Annotated in this window: 15 protein-coding genes; 9 read left to right on the top strand and 6 right to left on the bottom strand. The window is 68.4% G+C overall.

What is annotated here, in order from left to right; all coding sequences use genetic code 11:
* The first annotated feature begins 95 nt into the window (after window positions 1–95).
* Window positions 96–2,054, top strand: coding sequence for a hypothetical protein (locus ACWF82_RS29330; RefSeq protein WP_452506390.1), 1,959 nt, complete (start codon window positions 96–98; stop codon window positions 2,052–2,054).
* A gap of 61 nt (window positions 2,055–2,115) precedes the next feature.
* Complete coding sequence (locus ACWF82_RS29335; protein WP_452506392.1) at window positions 2,116–3,219, top strand: GAD-like domain-containing protein; 1,104 nt, start codon at window positions 2,116–2,118, stop codon at window positions 3,217–3,219.
* A gap of 84 nt (window positions 3,220–3,303) precedes the next feature.
* Here the strand turns inward: ACWF82_RS29335 and ACWF82_RS29340 are convergent, their stop codons facing one another.
* Window positions 3,304–4,428 carry a citrate synthase 2 gene (locus ACWF82_RS29340; RefSeq protein ID WP_452506394.1) on the bottom strand — a complete coding sequence of 375 codons (1,125 nt, stop codon included), beginning with the start codon at window positions 4,426–4,428 and terminating at the stop codon, window positions 3,304–3,306.
* Between the two features lie 96 nt (window positions 4,429–4,524).
* Here ACWF82_RS29340 and pdxH point away from each other — a divergent pair, with 96 nt between their 5' ends.
* The 4 genes from pdxH to ACWF82_RS29360 all read left to right on the top strand — a co-directional run bounded on the left by pdxH (window position 4,525) and on the right by ACWF82_RS29360 (window position 8,549).
* Window positions 4,525–5,220, top strand: a complete 696-nt coding sequence (gene pdxH, locus ACWF82_RS29345; protein WP_452506396.1) for a pyridoxamine 5'-phosphate oxidase — start codon at window positions 4,525–4,527, stop codon at window positions 5,218–5,220.
* 50 nt (window positions 5,221–5,270) lie between these two features.
* Entirely contained in the window at window positions 5,271–6,572 is a 1,302-nt protein-coding gene (locus ACWF82_RS29350) for an MFS transporter (protein WP_452506432.1), read from the top strand.
* Window positions 6,573–6,843: 271 nt separating this feature from the next.
* Entirely contained in the window at window positions 6,844–8,157 is a 1,314-nt protein-coding gene (locus tag ACWF82_RS29355) for a citrate synthase (protein WP_189030242.1), read from the top strand.
* Between the two features lie 32 nt (window positions 8,158–8,189).
* Window positions 8,190–8,549 carry an FKBP-type peptidyl-prolyl cis-trans isomerase gene (locus ACWF82_RS29360; RefSeq protein WP_379089111.1) on the top strand — a complete coding sequence of 120 codons (360 nt, stop codon included), beginning with the start codon at window positions 8,190–8,192 and terminating at the stop codon, window positions 8,547–8,549.
* A gap of 67 nt (window positions 8,550–8,616) precedes the next feature.
* Here the strand turns inward: ACWF82_RS29360 and ACWF82_RS29365 are convergent, their stop codons facing one another.
* A complete protein-coding gene (locus ACWF82_RS29365) occupies window positions 8,617–9,315 on the bottom strand; it encodes a hypothetical protein (RefSeq protein ID WP_452506398.1) in 699 nt (232 codons plus the stop codon).
* A gap of 43 nt (window positions 9,316–9,358) precedes the next feature.
* Entirely contained in the window at window positions 9,359–10,519 is a 1,161-nt protein-coding gene (locus tag ACWF82_RS29370) for a hypothetical protein (protein WP_452506399.1), read from the bottom strand.
* A gap of 276 nt (window positions 10,520–10,795) precedes the next feature.
* Here ACWF82_RS29370 and ACWF82_RS29375 point away from each other — a divergent pair, with 276 nt between their 5' ends.
* On the top strand, window positions 10,796–11,452 hold the full coding sequence (locus ACWF82_RS29375) for a hypothetical protein (protein ID WP_452506401.1): 657 nt from the start codon (window positions 10,796–10,798) through the stop codon (window positions 11,450–11,452).
* A gap of 100 nt (window positions 11,453–11,552) precedes the next feature.
* Here ACWF82_RS29375 and ACWF82_RS29380 read toward each other — a convergent pair whose 3' ends face one another.
* From ACWF82_RS29380 to ACWF82_RS29390, 3 genes are read right to left on the bottom strand one after another with little or no spacing between them, the layout of a single operon-like run.
* Window positions 11,553–12,920: a sensor histidine kinase gene (locus ACWF82_RS29380; RefSeq protein ID WP_452506403.1), complete on the bottom strand. Its 1,368-nt coding sequence runs from the start codon at window positions 12,918–12,920 to the stop codon at window positions 11,553–11,555.
* Window positions 12,917–13,621 (bottom strand): response regulator transcription factor, encoded by a 705-nt coding sequence (locus ACWF82_RS29385; protein ID WP_189030254.1) that lies wholly within the window; start codon window positions 13,619–13,621, stop codon window positions 12,917–12,919. Before ACWF82_RS29385 ends, ACWF82_RS29380 begins: the two co-directional genes overlap by 4 nt.
* Window positions 13,622–13,662: 41 nt before the next feature.
* A complete protein-coding gene (locus ACWF82_RS29390) occupies window positions 13,663–15,720 on the bottom strand; it encodes an AMP-binding protein (protein ID WP_452506405.1) in 2,058 nt (685 codons plus the stop codon).
* Window positions 15,721–16,039: 319 nt separating this feature from the next.
* On the opposite strand from ACWF82_RS29390, the gene ACWF82_RS29395 reads away from it, so the two are divergent.
* Together ACWF82_RS29395 and ACWF82_RS29400 are read left to right on the top strand one after the other, a co-directional pair.
* Window positions 16,040–19,783 carry an ATP-binding protein gene (locus ACWF82_RS29395; RefSeq protein ID WP_452506406.1) on the top strand — a complete coding sequence of 1,248 codons (3,744 nt, stop codon included), beginning with the start codon at window positions 16,040–16,042 and terminating at the stop codon, window positions 19,781–19,783.
* The gene (locus ACWF82_RS29400; protein WP_011207200.1) at window positions 19,780–20,193 is read left to right on the top strand and encodes a roadblock/LC7 domain-containing protein; all 414 of its coding nucleotides are present in this window, start codon (window positions 19,780–19,782) and stop codon (window positions 20,191–20,193) included. The genes ACWF82_RS29395 and ACWF82_RS29400 overlap by 4 nt, the downstream gene beginning before the upstream one ends.
* Window position 20,194: the final 1 nt, after the last annotated feature.

The raw sequence follows: 20,194 nt of genomic DNA on the forward strand, positions 1-20,194 counted from the left end.
CCCGTGTCCGAAACGGACCACCTCACCCCCCATCACGACCACCGCGCCATCGCTGCGCAGTTCGGTCGATGCCGCGTCCCCGCACAGGCCGAGCGATGACGACACCGGACTGGGCAACCCGGGCCATCGAGTGGCGAAACTCGCTGACACCGGCAACACCAGCCCATCCCGCCGAAAGCGACCGCCAGCCACGCGTATTCAACATCTCGGTGTCATCCCCAGCTGACGCCGCCAGGCAAATGAACCGGATCTACAACAGCCGCAGGCTCTTCGACGATGCGCGGCAATCACCCGTGCAAGCCGATCCCATCGACGCACCGCTCGATGCCCCCACCGGCGGGGAGAAGGGCGCGAACAAGGCCGCAACGCCGAAGGTCGCTGTTCCCAAAGGCGCCGACACACCACCACCTCCGGCGACAGTGCCATCGACGCCGGCCACCACCCCCGAGGCTCCGCCCCCGGCAACCAGCGAACCCACGACCGGTGCACCGATGGTCCTGCAGCAGCTCGGCGTTCTCCCGGGCGGGACAGACCCGGTGACGGTGCCGAACTACCCGGCCGTCGCCCCGGATTCAGAGCTTCCCGTCGTGGTGGCAACAGCACTGCCGGAAGGCAGCTCGATTCAACAGACATCCACCGCCGCAAATGGCGTCCGCGTCACCGAAACAACCGTAACGACGCCCGGGCTGGCGCCGGTCACGACGACCAAGATCACCGAAGAACCAGTGGTCGCGGCCACCGTGGAGTGCACGGTGCCGGTTCCGCTCGCGCAGCCCGGGGTCCTTCCACCGTCGATCACCAACCCGCAAACAATCTTCCAGACAGGCTCGAGCTACTCCCGCCAGCAACTCGAGGCCGACCTGAAGGCTTTCGAAGCGGGGCACCTCGTATGGGTAGGGCCGAACGGTCCGACCGCCTACGACGTAGCCCGAGCACGGCTGACCGCGGCCATGTACACACCGGGCGAGCAGTTCAACGATCTGGTCTGGGCCAATCATGTCCCCCGCAACCAGGCGGAGATCGAAGAACGGTTCGCCGCGATACAGCGGCTCAATCGAGCCGGAATCCCGTGGCTCGATCCCACTGTCGCCACCTGGGTCACCGACCAGCAAAAGATTGCTGTCGCCGAGGATCCCTACAGCACAGTCGACAACACCCGTCCGTCGATGTACAGCGCTGCCGAGCTCCGCAGGCAAGTGCTCGAGGCAAACCGCACCGAACTCACGGCCAACGACCTGAAACAGGGAGTCAACGACTTCCTGGTCGGTGCGACCGTGGGACCGGCGATCATCCTGTGGGACGCCGCGCACGACCGCGGCGACTACAGCGGCGCGGAAATCGCATGGGCAGCCGCTGAACTCGGAATCAATACCGCATCGATAGTTCCCGGGTTGGGCACGCTGACCGGGGCAGCGGCAAAAGCCGGCCTCCGCAGAATCGCCCCCAAAACCTGGGAAGCACTCGCCGCGGCCGACAACGCAGTCGACGCGGCACGAATCGGCAAAGCCACGCAACAACGCCAGCTCACCGACGCTGTCGACAACTACTGGCAGCGAGCCGTCCACCAGGGTGAGCCACCCAGAGCGCCAGGGCCTGCTCCGGCATCTCGACTGGATGGCCCAGACCCGGGGGTGGACGCGCAGCGAACGAGCGGAGCGCCGACTGAACTACCGACCGCGCCGTTGCCGGTCGAAGCACGGTCAACCCGGCTGCCGGATCGTAGGCGAAACGACACCTGTGGGTGCGTCACACCCTGCGGCGCCAGTCCCGTCCTACTCGTCTCACTCTCCATATCTCAATCCAGGGCGGTTCGACGATCTCAAAGCGGCCCTCGTCCGGCTGCCCGACCGCATTCGATCATTCGCGCAGCAGCTCGGCGAGTTGGAATGGACGGCCGGGCTGTACCCGGCGGTGGCTGGCGCCGGAGGCCGCACGACATCGGCGGCATCGCTCCTGTCCACCCCGCCACGACGTCTAGGATTGACCCACCGCAGCAGTGGCCCAGTTCGCCACCGGGACAACAATGTTGGGCCCGTCCGACCTCGAGCAACTGAGCCTCTGCTACTAGACTTCCACTACGGTGTCAGTCCAAGTGTCAGGGCCAAACCGCTGGAGATGGTCGGCCAGCTGACGGGGCAGATCGACGGATTGAACAACCTGACGGCCGCAGAAGTAGTGCACAATCTCAACACAGTGCAGCGCAGCGGTAAAGCACAGAAGAATGCGCGGAAAGAGTACCAGCGGTTGGCTACAAGGATGGAGACGGAAAACGCTGAAAGGCTGGAGCTGCTTAATCCTGCGGCGCTGAACGGTCTGAGTCCTGCCGAATATGCGAGAAAGATCGTTGATGGTCGCATGAAGGGGATGGCTGCGCTGCATGAGCCAGATATCATTGGTGGTGGTGCCGATGTGATCAGGATCGATTCAAATGGGCTGCCGAAGCTCGGTGATCTAGGTGTGAACTCTTCGATCGGAAGTCAGTGGAAGGGCCGTAACCACACGGCCGTACGAAAGTATGCGGAAGATCTGGTCGCTTGGGGGAGGGCACGAGTTGATGAATGTCGAATGGAGGTTGAACCCGTGAGCGAGCTGGGGCTGGAGCGGGTTGTATCTCGGCTGGGGGAGCCGTACGCGATAGTTCCCGCCGAGGACCGAGTCGTCGATCGCTACGCGGCGATGGTTCCCGATCTACTGCTTGACGTGTGGAGGGCGGTTGGCTTTTCTGGGTATGCGGACGGGCTCTTGTGGCTGTGCAATCCGGAGGAGTGGCAGCCCGCCGTCGACGAATGGGTCGCGGGTCTGAGAATGCCGTTCCATGATGAATGGGTTCCATTTACGCGAACCGCGTTTGGAACGATGACTATGTGGGGGAGGGAGACTGGAAAAAGTCTGACAATCGTCCCGCAGAGCGGCTTCGTAATTCCCGTCGATCGATCGAAAGATATGATCGAAGAGCTGGACATCAATTTGCAGATCCTGGTCGCTCTCCGATCGGATGTAGACATGTTGGACGAGGATGGCGACGACGATAAACCACTGTTCCGCCGTCTGCGTAAAAAGTTGGGCGGGCTGGATGCTGCGACAATGTATGGATGTGTTCCTGCGGTCGGCTTGGGTGGTTCGTTCACGCCCCGTGGAATGGAGATTGTGAACGCGATTGATCATGTCCGGTTCCTGAGTACGGTGACGCCGCGTCAAGTGATGAATTGGAAGTTCTGAGCAAGGAGCAGTCACCGAACAGCAAACGACCGGGCGTCGGAGGCCGGGTAGCCGTCGACGCCCGGTCGGGCGATGCGGGGTGGATCAGTCGCGGGCGATGGTGGACCAGCCGGCAACTTCCTCCGGTGTACGCGGCCCGGGGCCGGTGTAGATGGCGGCCGGGCGCACCAGCTTGCCCAGCTGCTTCTGCTCCAGGATGTGCGCGCACCAGCCCGCGGTCCGGCCGCAGGTGAACATCGCGGGCATCATGTGCGCGGGCACCTCGGCGAAGTCGAGGATGACCGCGGCCCAGAACTCGACATTGGTCTCGATCGCCCGGTCCGGACGACGCTCACGCAGCTCGGCCAGCGCGGCCTGTTCGAGCGCGGCGGCCACCTCGAAGCGCGGGGCGTCGAGGCGCTTGGCGGTGGCGCGCAGCACGCGGGCGCGCGGGTCTTCGGCCCGGTAGACCCGGTGCCCGAAGCCCATCAGCTTCTCCTTGCGGTCCAGGATGCCCTTGACCAGCGCGCGGGCGTCACCACTCTGCTCGACCGCTTCGATCATCGGCAGCACGCGGGCGGGGGCACCACCGTGCAGCGGGCCGGACATGGCGCCGATCGCGCCGGACAGCGAGGCCGCCACGTCGGCGCCGGTGGAGGCGATGACGCGGGCGGTGAAGGTGGAGGCGTTCATGCCGTGCTCGGCGGCCGAGACCCAGTAGGCGTCGATCGCCTCGGTGTGGCGCGGGTCCGGGTCACCCTTCCAGCGGGTCATGAACCGCTCGGTGACGGTGGTGCACTCGTCGATCTTGCGCTGCGGAACGGCGGGCTGATAGATGCCGCGCGCGGACTGCGCGACGTAGGACAGCGCCATCACCGAGGCGCGGGCCAGGTTCTCGCGGGCGGTCTCGTCGTCGATGTCGAGCAGCGGCTCGTAGCCCCAGATCGGAGCGAGCATGGCCAGGCCCGCCTGCACGTCGACGCGCACGTCACCGGTGTGCACCGGCAGCGGGAAGGGCTCGGCGGGCGGCAGGCCGTGGCCGAACTGGCCGTCGACGAGCAGGGCCCACACGTCACCGAAGGTGACCCGGTTGGCGACCAGATCCTCGATGTCGACGCCGCGATATCGGAGGGCGCCACCGTCCTTGTCCGGCTCGGCGATGTCGGTGGTGAAGGCCACCACGCCTTCCAATCCGCTGACGAAATCCTGTGGTACCGAGCTGGTAGTCATGGTGACTCTCCTTGCATGGGCATGCCGATCTTTCTGAACCATAGCCCTGGGGATACCGGGTAGTAGCGTCGCCCCTGCGGCGTACCGTCTGTGCTCATGCGTGACCAGGAACCCGCGACCGCGGCCGACCTCGCCGCCATGCGCGTCGACTACGGCGTCCACCTGCCGGTGCCGGAGGAAGCCGATCTCGACGAGTCCTGGGTGGCCGGTGGCTGGGAGCCGTTGCTGCGCCGCTGGATCGAGCAGGCGCGTGGTCTCGGCGTCGCCGAACCCAATGCGATGGTGCTGGCCACGGTCTCGCTGACGGGCCCGGCTCCGCGCCCGGTCGCGCGCACCGTCCTGTGCAAGGGCCTCTCGCCCGACGGCGTCACCTTCTATACGAACTACGACTCGGCCAAGGGCAACCAGCTCGCCGCCGACCCGTACGCCGCGGCGTCCTTCGTCTGGCCCGCGCTCGCCAGGCAGGTCCACGTGCGCGGGGTGACCGAGCGGGTGTCCGCCGAGGTGACCGCGGCCTACTGGCAGGCGCGGCCGCGCGACGCGCGGCTCGGGGCGTGGGCATCGGAGCAGTCACGGCCCGTGACTTCGCGCGCCGAGCTGGACCGGGCGCTGGCCGAGACCACGGCCCGCTTCGCCGACGTCGACGACATCCCGGTGCCGCCGTTCTGGGGCGGGTACCTGCTGCGGCCCGACGAGGTGGAGTTCTGGCAGGGCAGGCGGGGCAGGCTGCACAACCGGATCGTCGTGCGGATCGAGGACACAGGCACAACCGTGGAACGTTTGCAGCCCTAACGAGCGGTGGGGTACATCACCGCGCGCAACCGTTCTCCGATCGCGCGGTGATGGTTAATCTGCGGCGAGTGAAGTTGCTCGCCGACACCGAACCCCTGCGTAATCCCGACTATCGCAGGCTCTGGACCACCAACATCGTCACCGTCATCGGTGCGCAGCTCTCGGTCGTCGCGGTTCCGCAGCAGATCTTCCAGATCACCGGCAGCTCCGGCTATGTCGGCCTGGCCGGGCTGTTCGGCCTGGTCCCGCTGGTCGTGTTCGGGCTGTGGGGCGGCGCGCTGGCCGATGTCATGGACCGGCGCACGCTGCTGATCATCACCACGGCGGGCACCGGCGCGACCGCGGTGGCGTTCTGGGTGCAGGCCGCGCTCGGGATGACCAATGTGTGGCTGGTGCTCGGCCTGTTCGCCACCCAGCAGGCGTTCTTCGCGGTCAACCAGCCCACCCGCAGCGCCGCCATCGCCCGATTGCTGCCGCCCGAGCAGATCGCCGCGGCCAGTTCGCTGAGCATGACCGTGCAGAACGTCGGCATGATCGCCGGTCCGGTGCTGGCGGGCCTGCTCATCCCGGTGCTCGGCCTGCCGACGCTGTATCTGATCGATGCGATCGCGCTGCTGGCGACGGTGTGGGCGGTGTGGAAACTGCCGGCGTTCCCGCCGACCGGTGATCAGCGCCGGGCCGGGCTGCGCGCCGTCGTCGACGGTTTCCGCTATCTCACCGGGCAGCGGATCCTGCTCGCCTCGTTCGTCGTCGACATCATCGCGATGGTGTTCGGCATGCCGCGCGCGCTGTTCCCGCAGATCGCGCACGAGACCTTCCATGATCCAGCCGAGGGCGGTGTGGCGCTGGGCCTGCTGTTCGCGGCGATCTCGGCGGGCGCGGTGCTCGGCGGTGTGTTCTCCGGCTGGGTGCCGCGCATCCGCAGGCAGGGCCTTGCTGTGATCGTGTGCATCGCGGTGTGGGGCGTGGCGATGGTGGGGTTCGGCGTCGCGGTCGGCCTGGCCGGGCACCTGTTCGGGCTCGGGGTGTGGTTGTGGATCGCGGTGGCGTTCCTCGCGCTGGGCGGTGCGGTCGACATGATCTCGGCGGCGCTGCGCACGGCGATGTTGCTCAACGTCTCCACCGACGAGATGCGCGGCAGGCTGCAGGGCGTGTTCATCGTGGTTGTCGCAGGTGGGCCGCGGATCGGTGATGTTGCCCACGGTTTCGCCGCGGCGAGCCTGGGTACCGCTGTAGCTGCCGCGGGTGGCGGTGTCCTGGTGGTGATCGGGGTGGCGCTGGCCGCGCTGGCCTTCCCCGCCTTCGTGCGTTACCGGGTGACCCGCGCACACTCCGATTCGTTGGTCAAATGAACTGTGCGAGAAGGGAATACGTGTTGATTGCTGGTCCGCGCCCGACGTGTCTTCCCGTGGCCGCCGACACCGGCTCGCGACGGCGTCCAACAGGGGATCGGCGCAGGTCGCCGCATGCCCGCCGACCTCACCGCCGATCGGCTCCGGTGTGAGAACAGCGCAGGACAACCCTGATTGCTTGTCTGCTCCGAACAACAGCTAGCGTTAGCGCAAGTGCACCGCGTGCCGACCGCATCGGTGCCTACGGTTCTAGCCTGAGAGGGATCCTTCCGTGCCCGCTGAGAACATCACCAACGTCGCCGAAGACGCCAAGGCGGTACTGCAGTACCCCGGTGGCGAGTTCCCGATCTCGGTCACCACGGCCGCGGAGGGCAACGACGGACTCGACTTGGGCAAGCTGCTGGCCAGCACCGGTTACGTCACCTATGACCCCGGTTTCATGAACACCGCGTCGACCAAGTCGGCCATCACCTACATCGACGGTGAAGCCGGCATCCTGCGTTACCGCGGCTACCCGATCGACCAGCTGGCCGGCCGCTCGACCTTCATCGAGGTCAGCTACCTGCTCATCTACGGCGAGCTGCCGACCCAGGCCCAGCTCGACGACTTCACCGATCGCATCCGCCGCCACACCCTGCTGCACGAGGACCTGAAGCGGTTCTTCGACGGCTTCCCGCGCAACGCGCACCCGATGCCGGTGCTGTCGTCCGCGGTGAACGCGCTGTCGGCGTACTACCAGGACTCGCTGGACCCGCGCGACCCCGAGCAGGTCGAGCTGTCCACCATCCGCCTGCTGGCCAAGCTGCCCACCATCGCGGCCTACTCGTACAAGAAGTCGGTCGGCCAGCCGTTCCTCTACCCCGACAACTCGCTGTCGCTGGTCGAGAACTTCCTGCGGATGACCTTCGGTTTCCCGGCCGAGCCCTACGAGGTCGACCCCGAGATCGCCGCCGCGCTCGACATGCTGCTGATCCTGCACGCCGACCACGAGCAGAACTGCTCCACCTCGACCGTGCGCCTCGTCGGCTCCTCCGACGCCAACCTGTTCACCTCGGTGTCCGGTGGCATCAACGCGCTGTGGGGCCCGCTGCACGGTGGCGCCAACCAGGCCGTGCTCGAGATGCTCGACGAGATCAAGGCCAACGGCGGCGACGTCAAGGAATTCATCCGCAAGGTCAAGAACAAGGAAGACGGCGTGAAGCTCATGGGCTTCGGGCACCGCGTCTACCGCAACTACGACCCGCGCGCCACCCTGGTCAAGCAGGCCGCCGACAAGATCCTGTCGAAGATCGGTGGCGACGACCAGCTGCTCGACATCGCCAAGCAGCTCGAAGAGGCCGCCCTCACCGACGACTACTTCGTCTCGCGTCGCCTGTACCCGAACGTCGACTTCTACACCGGCGTCATCTACCGGGCCATGGGCTTCCCGACCCGCATGTTCACCGTGCTCTTCGCCATGGGCCGCCTGCCCGGCTGGATCGCCCACTGGCGTGAGATGCACTCCGAGCCGCTCAAGATCGGCCGCCCGCGCCAGATCTACACCGGTTACGGTGAGCGTGACTACCGTGACATCGCTGGTCGTTAGTCCGTACTGAAACTATCGAAGGGGATAGCCGAATGACCAAGCCGGAGATCGAATTCCAGGAGGGCCCCGCGCCCACCGAGCTCGTGATCAAGGACCTCGTCGAGGGCGAGGGCGCCGAAGCGGTGCCCGGTGGCACCGTCGAGGTGCACTACGTCGGCGTCGAGTTCGAGACCGGCGAGCAGTTCGACTCTTCGTGGGACCGTGGCGAATCCATCGTCTTCCCGCTGCGCGGCCTGATCCAGGGCTGGCAGGACGGCATCCCCGGCATGAAGGTCGGCGGCCGCCGCCAGCTGACCATCCCGCCGGAGCTCGCCTACGGCCCCGCCGGCGCAGGCCACAACCTGTCCGGCAAGACCCTGGTCTTCGTCATCGACCTGCTCGCCGCGAACTGACCTGCTGAACAACACCGTGGCCGGGTTCCGATCGGAACCCGGCCACAGTCGTGTTTGCCGGACGAGCCTACTTCTTCAGCATCGGTGAGGTGAGCTTGCTGCACAGCCAGCGGTCGCCGACCTTCTTCATGGTCATCTCGACGACGAAGGTCTGTTTGTCTTCGTTCGGCTGGGTGACGTTGCGGCGGAACTGGGCCATGACGTCGGTGATGATGATCTCGTCGCCGTCGCCGGACTTGTAGTAGCAGTCGAGGTCCTCCACGCGCGAACTCACCTGTGCGGAGACCATCGCTTGGCGCAGCGTCCCCGCCGCGTCGTCGAATTCCTGCTTGTACGGATTCGTCGCGCCTTCCGACGACCGCGCGAAGTAACTGTCCAGGTCAGGGGCGCTATATGTCGTCATGACGCGCGCGTAATCACAGCTGGCTACCCTGGCGGCTTCCCTGGCCGCCGTCGTCGCGGCCAGGGCGATCGCGGCATGGTCCGGCTCGGGTGGATCGGGCCACAGCGCGGCCGCGCCGGCCGCGACGGCGCCACCGGCCAGCAACATCCCGCCGAGGCACGCGGCGATCGCGACGGGCCAGACCTTCCGCGTCCGTGCGGGCGGCGGGGTCTGGTGCGGCGCGCCGGGGTGCGGCCAACCAGCCTGTCCGGGATAGGACGGCGGTACGTTGCCGTAGGCGGACGGCATCGGTGCGGGGAACCCCGTCTGCGGTGGTGGAACGGGCTGTCCGGGGCTGGGATGTGGGGTGTCAGGGCCTGTCATGATGCTCCCCCCTTTCGCCGATCACCCTAGCCGAGAAGCACTTTCACTCCCGGACGACCTCGACCGGGTCGGTGAGGGCGAGGGCGAGGGCGGAGTTCTGGGCGGTGCCGCGGGCGGGGAGGGCTTCCAGGGCCTTGCCGGTCTGGGTGTTCAGGTTGCCGACGATGTTCTGGAGGGCGCCGACGCCGGTGGTCATCTGTTCGATCGCGGAGGTGATCTGGGCGCCGCCCTGTTCGGCGAGGGCGGGCAGGCCCTTGGCGAGTTCGGCGCCCTGGGTGAGCTGGTCGCGGGCGCTGTTGAGCCGGGCGACGACGGTGCGCAGCAGGGTGCCAAGGTCGGTGTTCGGATCGACGGCGGCGCCGGTCAATTCGGCGAGGCCGGTCAGCTGGGTGCCCGCCTGGCTCGAGATGCCGCGCAGCGCTTCGAGTTTGGTGATGATGTCGGCCAGCTGGGGATCGTTCGCGAACGGCAGCGCGCGCAGCAGCGGCAGGATCTGATCGAGGCCGGTGCCGAGGGCGGTGGCGCTGCGCTCGACGCCCGCGATGGTGACACCGGTCGCGCCGAGCGCGTCGGCGAGCTGGTTCGCCTGCGCGGCCGCGCCGTCCACGGTCTGGTTCAGCAGCTCGATGGCCGAGGTGAGTTCTCCCGCACCCTGTTTCGCGAAGTCGAGGAAGCCGAGCATCTCCTGCGCGCCGCCACTGAACTGGTCGGCGCTGCCCGCGGCCGCGTTCACCCCGGCGCTCAGCAGTTGCGCGGTGAACTGCACGGAGGTCATCTGATTGCGCGCCTGCGAGACCGCGGCGAGCGCGGCGTCGACACCGGAGGCGCCGATCCGGTGGGTCACCGCGGCGACAGCGCCGTTGACCGTGCCCTCGTCCGCGCCATCGTGCGCGGTGACGGTGACCTTGGCGCGCTTGGGTTCCGGCGAGGCCAGCGTTGCCATCGAGGAGGTGAGGTCCGCGGGCAGGGTGATCACCGCGGCGTAGTCGGCCGGGTCGATCTCACCCGGCTTCGCGACCGTCCACTCGTAGCCGCCCGCCTCTCGCACGGCCGCCGCGACACGGTCCCCGGTCGGCCCGGTATCGGCATTGACCAACGCGAATCCGGTAGGGGTGTCGCCGGCGCCGGCGCACGCGGCGATACCACCGCCCGTCAGCGCGACAGCAGCGACGAGACAGGCGACACGAGTACGTTTTCCGATCACGGCGCCGACGGTATCGGCAGAGTTCAGGCCGGGTCGTGGGAGATGTCTGAGAGTTCGGTGAGGAAGGCCGCGCGGGGTAGCTGCCGGTATGCCGGAAGTAGCGGTTCCCGGTCACCGGGACAACGAAACCTCGTGCCGATATGGCTTGCGTCACAGTACCTTCCGTCGGCCCGATCTGTCCGGTACAAATCTCGAGTCAATCGACATCGAGAATTTTTTCGATTCGTCCGGGGGGTTCGGGGATTCGCCGGGGGCATCGGGAGGGAGACATCGAACATGTTCCACCGCAACATCACTCGCGTCGGCCGCCGCGCGCTCGTCGCCGCGCTGCCGCTGGCCGTTGCCACCTCGCTGGTCACCACGGGCACCGCCGTCGCTGACGTCGACACCGAGCGCCAGGCGCAGATCGCCACCGGCCTGTCCAGCGCCGGTGCCGCCGACGGCGTCGACTTCCGCACCGTCGTCTCGCCGGACCTGCGCACCATCTCCGCGACCGTCGACAACGCACGGTTCGTCGTCACCCCCGACGCCGTCACCGTGGTGTCCGCCGCGGGCGTCACCGTCGGCGAGGTCCCGCTGAAGCTCAACACCGTCGGCGGCAACGCCATCGCGATCGCCTCGGTGGTCTCCGAGGACGGCAAGACCCTGTCGATGGCCCCGCAGCTGTCGGCCGACACCAGCACCGAGCTGAAGAACATCGCCACCGACCCGTCGGCGGCCAACCACGACCCGGCCCAGAACGGTGCGGCCGCCGGTGCCACGGTCGGCGCGCTGTCCGCGGCGATCCTCTGCATTCCCGCGCTGGCGGCGATCATCATCGGTTACTTCTTCTGCCTGCTCTCCTCGGGAATCTCCATGGCGATCACCGGTGCCGTTATCGGCGCGGTCATCGGTCTGGTCATCCCGGAGGCGATCCCGCAGGTCCTGCCCTGATCCCTCGGGACTCCGCGTTCCGCCGCTCGATGGCTGAACGTTTGCCAGGCAAGTGAATTCGGCCCCGCATCGTGTCACACGGTGCGGGGCTTTTCGCTGTCTATGGTGTCCGGCGGACCGGTAGGTCGAGCACGAGGCGCGCGCCGCCGAGCGGGCTGTCCTCGAAATAGGCTCGCCCACCGTGGAGTTGGGCCTGCTGAGCCACCAGCGCGAGGCCGAGCCCGGAGCCGCCCTTGCTGGCATTGGTGCCGCGGGCGAAGCGGGCGAAGACCGTGTCACGCTCGGCGACGGGCACGCCTGTGCCGTTGTCGTCGACGGCGATGACGATGTGGTCGTCCGGGGTGCGATGCGCCGAGACGACAGCGTGGGTGGCGCCGCCGTGTTTCACGGAGTTGGTCAGCGCGTTGTCGACGGCAAGGCGCAGGCCGGCGGGCAGCCCGCGGGTGACCAGCTCGGCGTCGGTGTCGATCCGCACCGACAGGCCCGGATTGTGGCGCATGGCGTCGTGGGCGGCCTGATCGCACAGATCGGCCACATCGGTGGGGACGTGGTCGGCTTCGGCGGTGAGATCGCCGCGGGCAAGGCGTTCCAGCGCGGTGAGGGTGGTCTCGACCCTGGTCTCGTTGCGGGCGAGGTCGGCGAGGATCTCGCGGCGCTGCTCGTCGGTGAGGTCGAGGGTGCGCAGGACCTCGAGGTCGGTGCGGATCGCGGTCAGCGGGGTGCGCAGCTCGTGCGCGGAGACGGCGGCGAAGTCACGGGCGGTCTCCAGCGCGGCGGCGGTCTCGGCCTGCGCCTCGTCGACCCGTGCCAGCATCGTGTTGACCGCGTCGGCCAGCTTCACCGCCTCGTCGACACCGGAGCCGTCGACCGGCTGGGCCGGGTTGTCCGGGGCACCGAAGGCGCTGCGGGCCGAGACCTGCTTGGTGAGCTTCACGATCGGGCCGACGGCGCGCCCGGCGAGCAGCCAGCCGAGCGCCGCTGCCGCCGCCACCGCGATCGCGGCGCCCGCGAGCACCCAGCGCTGCTGGTCGGCTGTCGCCTTGGCCGACTCGGTGGTCGGGATGGCGAGGGAGACGGTGCGTCCAGCAGGCTGGTTCTCGGTGGTGGTGAGTACCCGGTACGGCTGGTCGTTCACCTCGACGGTCTGCGAGCCCGGCGGTAGATCCGGCAGCTGGGTCGAGCTGGACGCGGTCACCTGGCCGTTGTCGCGCACGGTGAGCGCCATCGTGGTCTGCAAGCCGGTCAGGTTGACGAAGCCGGTCGCCAATACCGGCTCGATCAGCACGATGCGCGAGGCGATTTCCAGCTGCTGATCGGTCTGGGTCACATTGTTGCGTTCGATCGCCTGGAAACCCACGAACGCGGCGATCGTGACGATGATGACGGCACCAGCCGCGGCCGCGCCCGCGACTCTCGTTCGCAGCGAAAACGATTGTCTCCGACGGCGTTTCGAGGGCGCCTCGGTCATTTCGGTTCCCGGAGCACGAACCCGACGCCGCGAATGGTGTGCAAAATCCTTGGCGTGTCATCTATTTCGAGTTTGCGTCGAAGGTATCCGACGAACACGTCGACGACATTCGTATCGGCTATGAAATCGTAACCCCACACCAATTCCAGCAGCCGTTCCCGCGTCAACACCACACCCGCATTCCTGGCCAGCGTCGACAACAATTCGAATTCGCGTTTGGTGAGCTCGATTTCTTTGCCGTGCAACAGTGCCCGGTAGCCTGCCACGTCGATCTGCAACGGGCCGACGGTGATCGCGCCTGGCGCCGCGGGCTCCGGCACGTCGGTGCGCCTGCGCAGCAGGGCGCGGATCCTGGCCACCAGTTCGGCCAGCTCGAACGGCTTGACCAGGTAGTCGTCGGCGCCGGACTCGAGGCCGGCGATCCTGTCGTCGACCGAGGCACGGGCGCTGAGCACGCAGATCGGTACGTCGTTGCCCATCGCGCGCAACGCCGTCACCACGCCCGCTCCGTCGAGCACCGGCATGTTCATGTCGAGGACGACGGCGTCGGGCGCGCGCTCGGACACCGCGCGCAGGGCCGCGGCGCCGTCGCGGGCAACCAGCACCTGGAACCCGGACAGCCGCAGGCCACGTTCGACCGAGGCGAGGACATCCTCGTCGTCGTCGACGACCAGGACAGTGGAGGCAGCACGATCGGTCACGGTGCAATCCTATGGGCGCCGACCGCCGCCGACCGCCGTGGTCAGGTCGTCGGCGCCACCGGGTCGCCGTCGAGATCGGGCGTCGGCGAGTCCTGGGCCGCGGGCTGCGGCAGGCCGAGCGGGGGGTTGGCGAGGATGCGGTCGGCCAGTGCGGTGAGCACCGCCGGGTCCTCGATGGTGGCCGGTGCCTCGACGTGTTCGCCCGCGGTGAGCTGGCGGATCGTCTTGCGCAGGATCTTGCCCGAGCGGGTCTTGGGCAGGCCGGAGACGATGATCGCGCTGTGCAGGGTGGCGATGGCGCCGATCTGCTCGCGCACCCGCGCGGCCAGCTCGGTGCGCAGCTGCTCGGGATCGACCTCGACACCCTGCTTGAGCACCACATACGCCAGCGGCAGGGCGCCCTTGAGCTCGTCGGGGACGCCGATCACGGCGCATTCGGCGATGGCGTCGTGGCCCGCGATCGCGGCCTCGATACTGCCCGCCGACAGGCGATGTCCGGCCATGTTGATCACGTCGTCGCTGCGGCCGAGGACGTAGAGGTAGCCGTCCTCGTCGAAGTAGCCGGAGTCGCCGGTCAGATAGTGGCCGGGGAAGGCCGACAGGTACGAGCGGATGAACCGGTCGCGGTCGCGCCACAGGCCGGTCAGCGCGCCGGGCGGCAGCGGCAGTCCGATGACGATATTGCCCTCGACGCCGGTCGCCACCGGGTTGCCGTTCGCGTCGAGGACGCGCAGCCGGTAACCCGGCACCGGCACGCAGGACGACCCTGGCTTGACCGGCAGTTCTTGCAGGCCCAGCGGGTCGGCGCAGATCGGCCAGCCGGTCTCGGTCTGCCACCAGTGGTCGACGACGGGGGTGTCGGGGTGCCCGGCAAGCAGCGTGTCGGTCGCCCACTCGAAGGTGGCCGGATCCAGGCGCTCGCCCGCGCAGAACAGCGCGCGCAGCCGGGACAGGTCGTGGCGGTGGGCCGCGGTCGCCTCCGGATCGGCGCGGCGGATCGCGCGCAACGCCGTCGGCGCGGTGAACAGCACCCGCACGTCGTGCTCGTCGATGATCTTCCAGAACACGCCCGCGTCGGGGGTGCCGACCGGTTTGCCCTCGTAGAGCACGGTCGTCGCGCCGACGAGCAGCGGCGCGTAGACGATGTAGGAGTGGCCGACGACCCAGCCGACATCGGAGGCCGCCCAGAACACCTGACCAGGGCCGACGTCGTAGATATTGCGCATCGACCAGGACAGCGCGACCGCGTGCCCGCCGTTGTCACGCACCACGCCCTTGGGCTTCCCGGTGGTCCCCGAGGTGTAGAGGATGTAGAGCGGATCGGTCGCGGCGACCGAGACCGGCTCGGCCGGTGTCACGTCGGCGACGGTGGCGTCCCAGTCGACCCAGCGGGCGGCCACGGTCTGCTCCGAGGACGGCAGCACATCGGTGGCGGGCTGCGCGGCCGGGAACTCGATGGTCGGGAACTGCGGGCGCTGCTTGACGATCACCGTGCGCACCGAGGCCGTCTGCGCCAGGTCCAGCGCCTGCAGCACGATCGGCGGGTACTCGATGCGGCGGTTGGGTTCCATCCCGCCCGAGGCGGTGACCACAAGGACCGGTTCCGCGTCGTCGATGCGGGCGGCCAGCTCGGGCGCGGCGAACCCGCCGAACACCACCGAGTGCACCGCGCCGATGCGAGCGCAGGCCAGCATCGCGATCACGGCCTCGGGGATCATCGGCAGGTAGATCACGACCCGGTCACCGGCGACGACACCGAGATTGCGCATGGCGCCCGCGAATCGGGCGACCTCGTCGAGCAGTTCGGCGTAGGTGAAGACGGTGGTGGTGTCCGTCATAGCGGAGACATATATGAGAGCGGCCTGATCGGCGTGCCCGCCCTCGGCGACGGTGCCTGCCCGCACGTGCCGGTCCAGCGCGTTGACGCAGGTGTTGAGCCGGGCGTCGGGAAACCAGCGGGACGCGCGCTTGTCGGCGGCGTCGACGATCTGCTGCGGTGGGATATCCCACTCGATGGCCTGAGCTGCGGCGGACCAGAAGTCGGCTGGGTCGACCAGACTGGTCTGATAGACCGGCCGGTACTCGTGTTCGGTGTCCAACCCCGTGACTCCCTAGCCTCGCTTCGATGCCCGCTCGATAGATCCTGATGATTGTGGCAGACTTCACGCGACACCCGATGCGGTGCCGCGACCTTTGGTTTTGCCTGGAACGGGCAGGTCATCGCGCGGACCTCTACCGGGAGTCAGCCAAGAAGTTATTGATCCGTTAGAATCTGTTGTCACTTATTCGGGCAGTCGTAGACGCAATTTCTCGGCCAGCCGCAGTTCTCGGCCAGCTCCGCCTGGCGAGCCACCAATGCGCCTGTGGAGGTTCGCTGATGGCTCAAGGTACGAGGCCAGTTTGGAAAGTGAGTGGGAGATGCGTGACGCCGCTAGGTCCGGCAGCAAGCGCTGGGCGCTCGGCAACTGGGACCTGCGTTGGAAGGTTACGGCCGTGCTTGCCGTGCCGCTCGCGGTCGCGGTCGGGCTCGGCGTGTCGAGAATTACCTCGGAGTTCTCGGAAGCCAACCGGCTGTCGAACATCAATGAGCAGGTCGACTCGATTCCGTCGGTCACCTCGCTGAGTGCTACTTCGGCGCGGGTGTCGGGTAGTCAGCTGGTCCCAGCGGGGCCGGGGGTCACCCTGGTCACCGACAAGGACCTCGCCGACCTCGACGCCGCGATCGCCACCGCCGAGTCCTCGCTCGGCAGGCTGACGGATATCCCGCGGGCGCACGAGGCGCTGCAGCGGATGATCTCGCAGGCCAAGAACGTGCGTGGCCAGGGCAAGGCGCTCACCTCGTCGGCCGAGGCAGCGCTGGCCTCGGTCGAGCAGATGCGTAAAGACAGCGTCGACATCGTCGAGACCACCATCGCGCAGGTGAGCGACCCGGTCATGGACCAGGCCAAGCTGCGCCTGGTCGACTCGCTCAACACCCGTTCGATCCTCGTCGACCAGCTCGCCGGCCTCTCCGGGATGCTGCGCGGTCTGCCGCAGGGTTCGCAGGACTTCCTGACCGGCATCGCCACCGAGCGGCACCTGCTCGAGGTGCTCGCCAACCGCTTCCCCGACGGCGATCGGGTGATCGCCGATCTCAAGGCCCAGGCCGACGTCCGGCAGAACCTGGTCAGCAGTCCCGAGGTGGCGGCGGGCAAGCTGCCCATCGGCGACCTGCGTACCTCGCTCGTCACCAGCCTCGTCGGCTACGAAGGCGTCGTCGACCAGGCCACCAAGGCCATCGAGTCCGCGATGGACGAGCTGGCCGCCACCGCGGCGACCGGCGCCTGGTCCTACACCGCCGTCGTCATCGCGACGATCCTGGCCGCGCTGTTGCTCGCGGTGTTCGTCGCCCGCTCGATGATCGTGCCGCTGCACCGCCTTCGCCTTGCCGCGCTGCGCGTCGCCGAGTCCGATCTGCCGCACGAGGTCGCCCAGCTCCGTAACGGCGCCGCGCCCGAGGACGTGCCGCTCGAGCCGATGCCGGTGCGCTCCGACGAGGAGATCGGTCAGCTCGCCCGCGCCGTCGACGACATCCACGGACAGGCGCTGCGCCTTGCCAGCGACCAGGCGCAGATGCGTTCGCAGGTCAACGACATGTTCGAGACCCTGGCTCGCCGGTCCAAGTCGCTCGTCGACCATCAGCTCACCCTCATCGAGGCGATGGAGTACGACGAGAAGGACCCGCGCCTGCTCGAGAATCTCTTCCGCCTCGACCACCTCGCGGCGCGCATGCGCCGTAACGGTGACAACCTGCTGATCCTCGCGGGCACCAAGCAGCGCAGGACCAAGTCGGCCCCGGTCGAGATCGCCGACGTGCTGCGCGCCGCGATCTCCGAGGTCGAGGACTACGAGCGGGTCAAGCTCGGCGCGACCCCGCGTGGCTCGCTGGTCGAACCGGCCGCCTCCGATATGGCGCACCTGTTCGCCGAGTTGCTCGACAACGCGCTGCGGGCCTCCCCGCCGGAGACCGACGTCAAGTTCACCTTCGCCCAGGCCCACGATCAGGGTCTGCTGATCGAGGTCGCCGACCGCGGTATCGGTATGCCGCCCCAGGAGATGTCGGAGATCAACCGCAGGCTCGAGCAGACCGCGGAGCCCGGCCCCGACACCGCCCGCCACATGGGTCTGTTCGTGGTCGGCCGGCTCGCCGAGCGGCACGGGCTGACCGTGCGGCTGCGTCCGACCTTCGACACCGCGCGCGATCCGGGCGTCACCGTCACCGTGCACGTGCCGGTCGGCCTGATCGTCACCGGCGCCGGTGGCCCGGTGGTCGCGCCGCAGCAGCTGCAGAAGCAGACGCCGCAGCCGCAGCAGCCGCAGCGCCCGAACCCGCAGAACCAGCCGAGCACGATGCAGACCCGCGCGATCACCCGCACCCCGGGTGGCAACGTGATGGTCACCGTCGACCCGGGCAGCGGTCCGATCTCGGCCGGTCCCGGTGGGTTGCCGCAGCGTCAGCCGGGCACCTCGATGGCCCAGGGCGCGCAGCAGGACGCCGCCGAGCAGTCGTCACCGACCCTGCGTCCGGCCGCGCCCGGTCAGGGCAACGCGCCGCAGCGTGGCAAGCTCGCCGCGGCCAGCCTGCCCAAGCGCAGTGTCACGCCGGGCGGACCAGGTGGGCCACAGCGTCCGCAGGGCGCACCGCCCGCGCCGGGCCAGCCGGGCGATCCCAAGCCCGCCGGTGCCCCGCAGTCGCTGGCCGGTGGTCTGCCGCAGCGGTCGCCGGGTGCCAACGGCGCTCCGTCGCGCGATCAGGCTCAGCCGCCGCGTGACACCGCGCCGCCGAAGCGCGACACCACCGCCGGTGGTCTGCCGCAGCGGTCGCCGGGCGCCAACGGCGCGCCGCCGCGCGACCCGTCGGCCGGTGGCCTGCCGCAGCGTCCGGCCAACGGCCTGCCCCAGCGGGACCAGACCGGTGGCCTCCCGCAGCGTGAGCAGACCGGTGGCCTACCCCAGCGGGATCCGTCCAACGGCCTACCCCAGCGTGATCCGTCCAACGGCCTGCCGCAGCGTGAACAGACCGGTGGTCTGCCGCAGCGTGATCCGTCGACCGGGTTGCCCCAGCGCGACCCGGCGGGCAACGGTGCGCCGCAGCGTGATTCCGGTCCGGTGACGCGTGATCCGTCGTCCGGTCTGCCGCAGCGCTCCCCGTCCAACGGTCTGCCGCAGCGTGATCCGGCGCCGCGCCTGCCGCACCGGGACCAGACCGGTGGTCTGCCGCAGCGTGATCCGTCCAACGGACTGCCCCAGCGTGAGCAGACCGGTGGCCTCCCGCAGCGTGATCCGGCCAACGGCTTGCCGCAGCGTGAGCAGACCGGTGGTCTGCCGCAACGCGATCCGGCCAACGGTCTGCCGCAGCGCGGCGGCCAGCCGAACGGTCTGCCCCAGCGTGATCCGGCGGCCGGTCAGCAGCAGCGCCCGGCCGGCGGTCTGCCGCAGCGCGGTGCCCCTGCGCCGCAGCGGGATTCCGGCGAGAACGGTCTGCCGCAGCGTGCGCCCGCGTCCGGTCTGCCGCAGCGGGAAGCGCCGAACGGTCTGCCCCAGCGTGCGGCTGCGCCGAATGCGCTGCCCCAGCGCGATCCCGGCGCTACTGTGGTACCGCAGGCGAACGCCGGTCCAGGAGTGGCGCTGCCGCAACGGGATCCGGATCCTGCGGGACCGGAGAACGCTGCGTCGGCAGGGCGCGATCCGGGTCGGCACAGCTACCGGTCGAATCCGGCCAAGGCTGCGTCGTTCTTCCAGACCAGGTTGCAGCCGGCACCGGAGGGCGATTCCGTCATGGGCGGAACGCCGATCTTCGCGGAGATGATGTCGGCGTGGCTCACGGACGAGAATTCCGACCGGTCCCAGATGGCCGCTGCCTTCGAATCACCGGGCGACGAAGGTTGGCAGGCCGCGCGCCGGGCCAGCGAGGCTCAGCCCGAGGTTCGTACCGCTGCGGGCTTGCCTCAACGCAATCCGGGCGGCAGGCTCGTGCCTGGCGGTGTGACCGGCAAGGCCGACAGCACCCCGCAACGTGATCCCGAAACGATCAGGTCCAGCTTGAGTCGTCACCAGCAGGGCGTCCGGGATGGCCGCGCAATGAAGGCAATGAACCTAACCGGAGATAAAGGAGACCGATGAACCCCGATCTAGGTGGTACGAACCGTCAGCTGGATTGGCTGGTTTCGAACTTCGCCAACGAGGTTCCTGGCGTAGCCCATGCCGTCCTGGTCTCGGCTGACGGCCTGCTGATGGCCGCGAGCGCCCAGCTTCCGGTCGACCGCGCAGAGCAGTTGTCCGCCGTGACCGCCGGACTGGCAAGCCTTTCCGTCGGCGTGTCGAATCTGTTCGAAGGCGGTACGGTACTGCAGTCCGTCGTCGAGATGGAGCACGGTTACCTACTGCTCATGGCAGTCGGCGACGGCTCGTATCTCGCGGTCCTGACCAACACCTCGTGTGACATCGGTCAGGTGGGCTACGAAATGGCTCTGTTGGTCGAGCGTGTGGGCCAGACCGTCCAGGCCACGCCACGCGTCACGATGGGTTCCTGAT

It is taken from the genome of Nocardia sp. NPDC055053, from assembly GCF_053608285.1.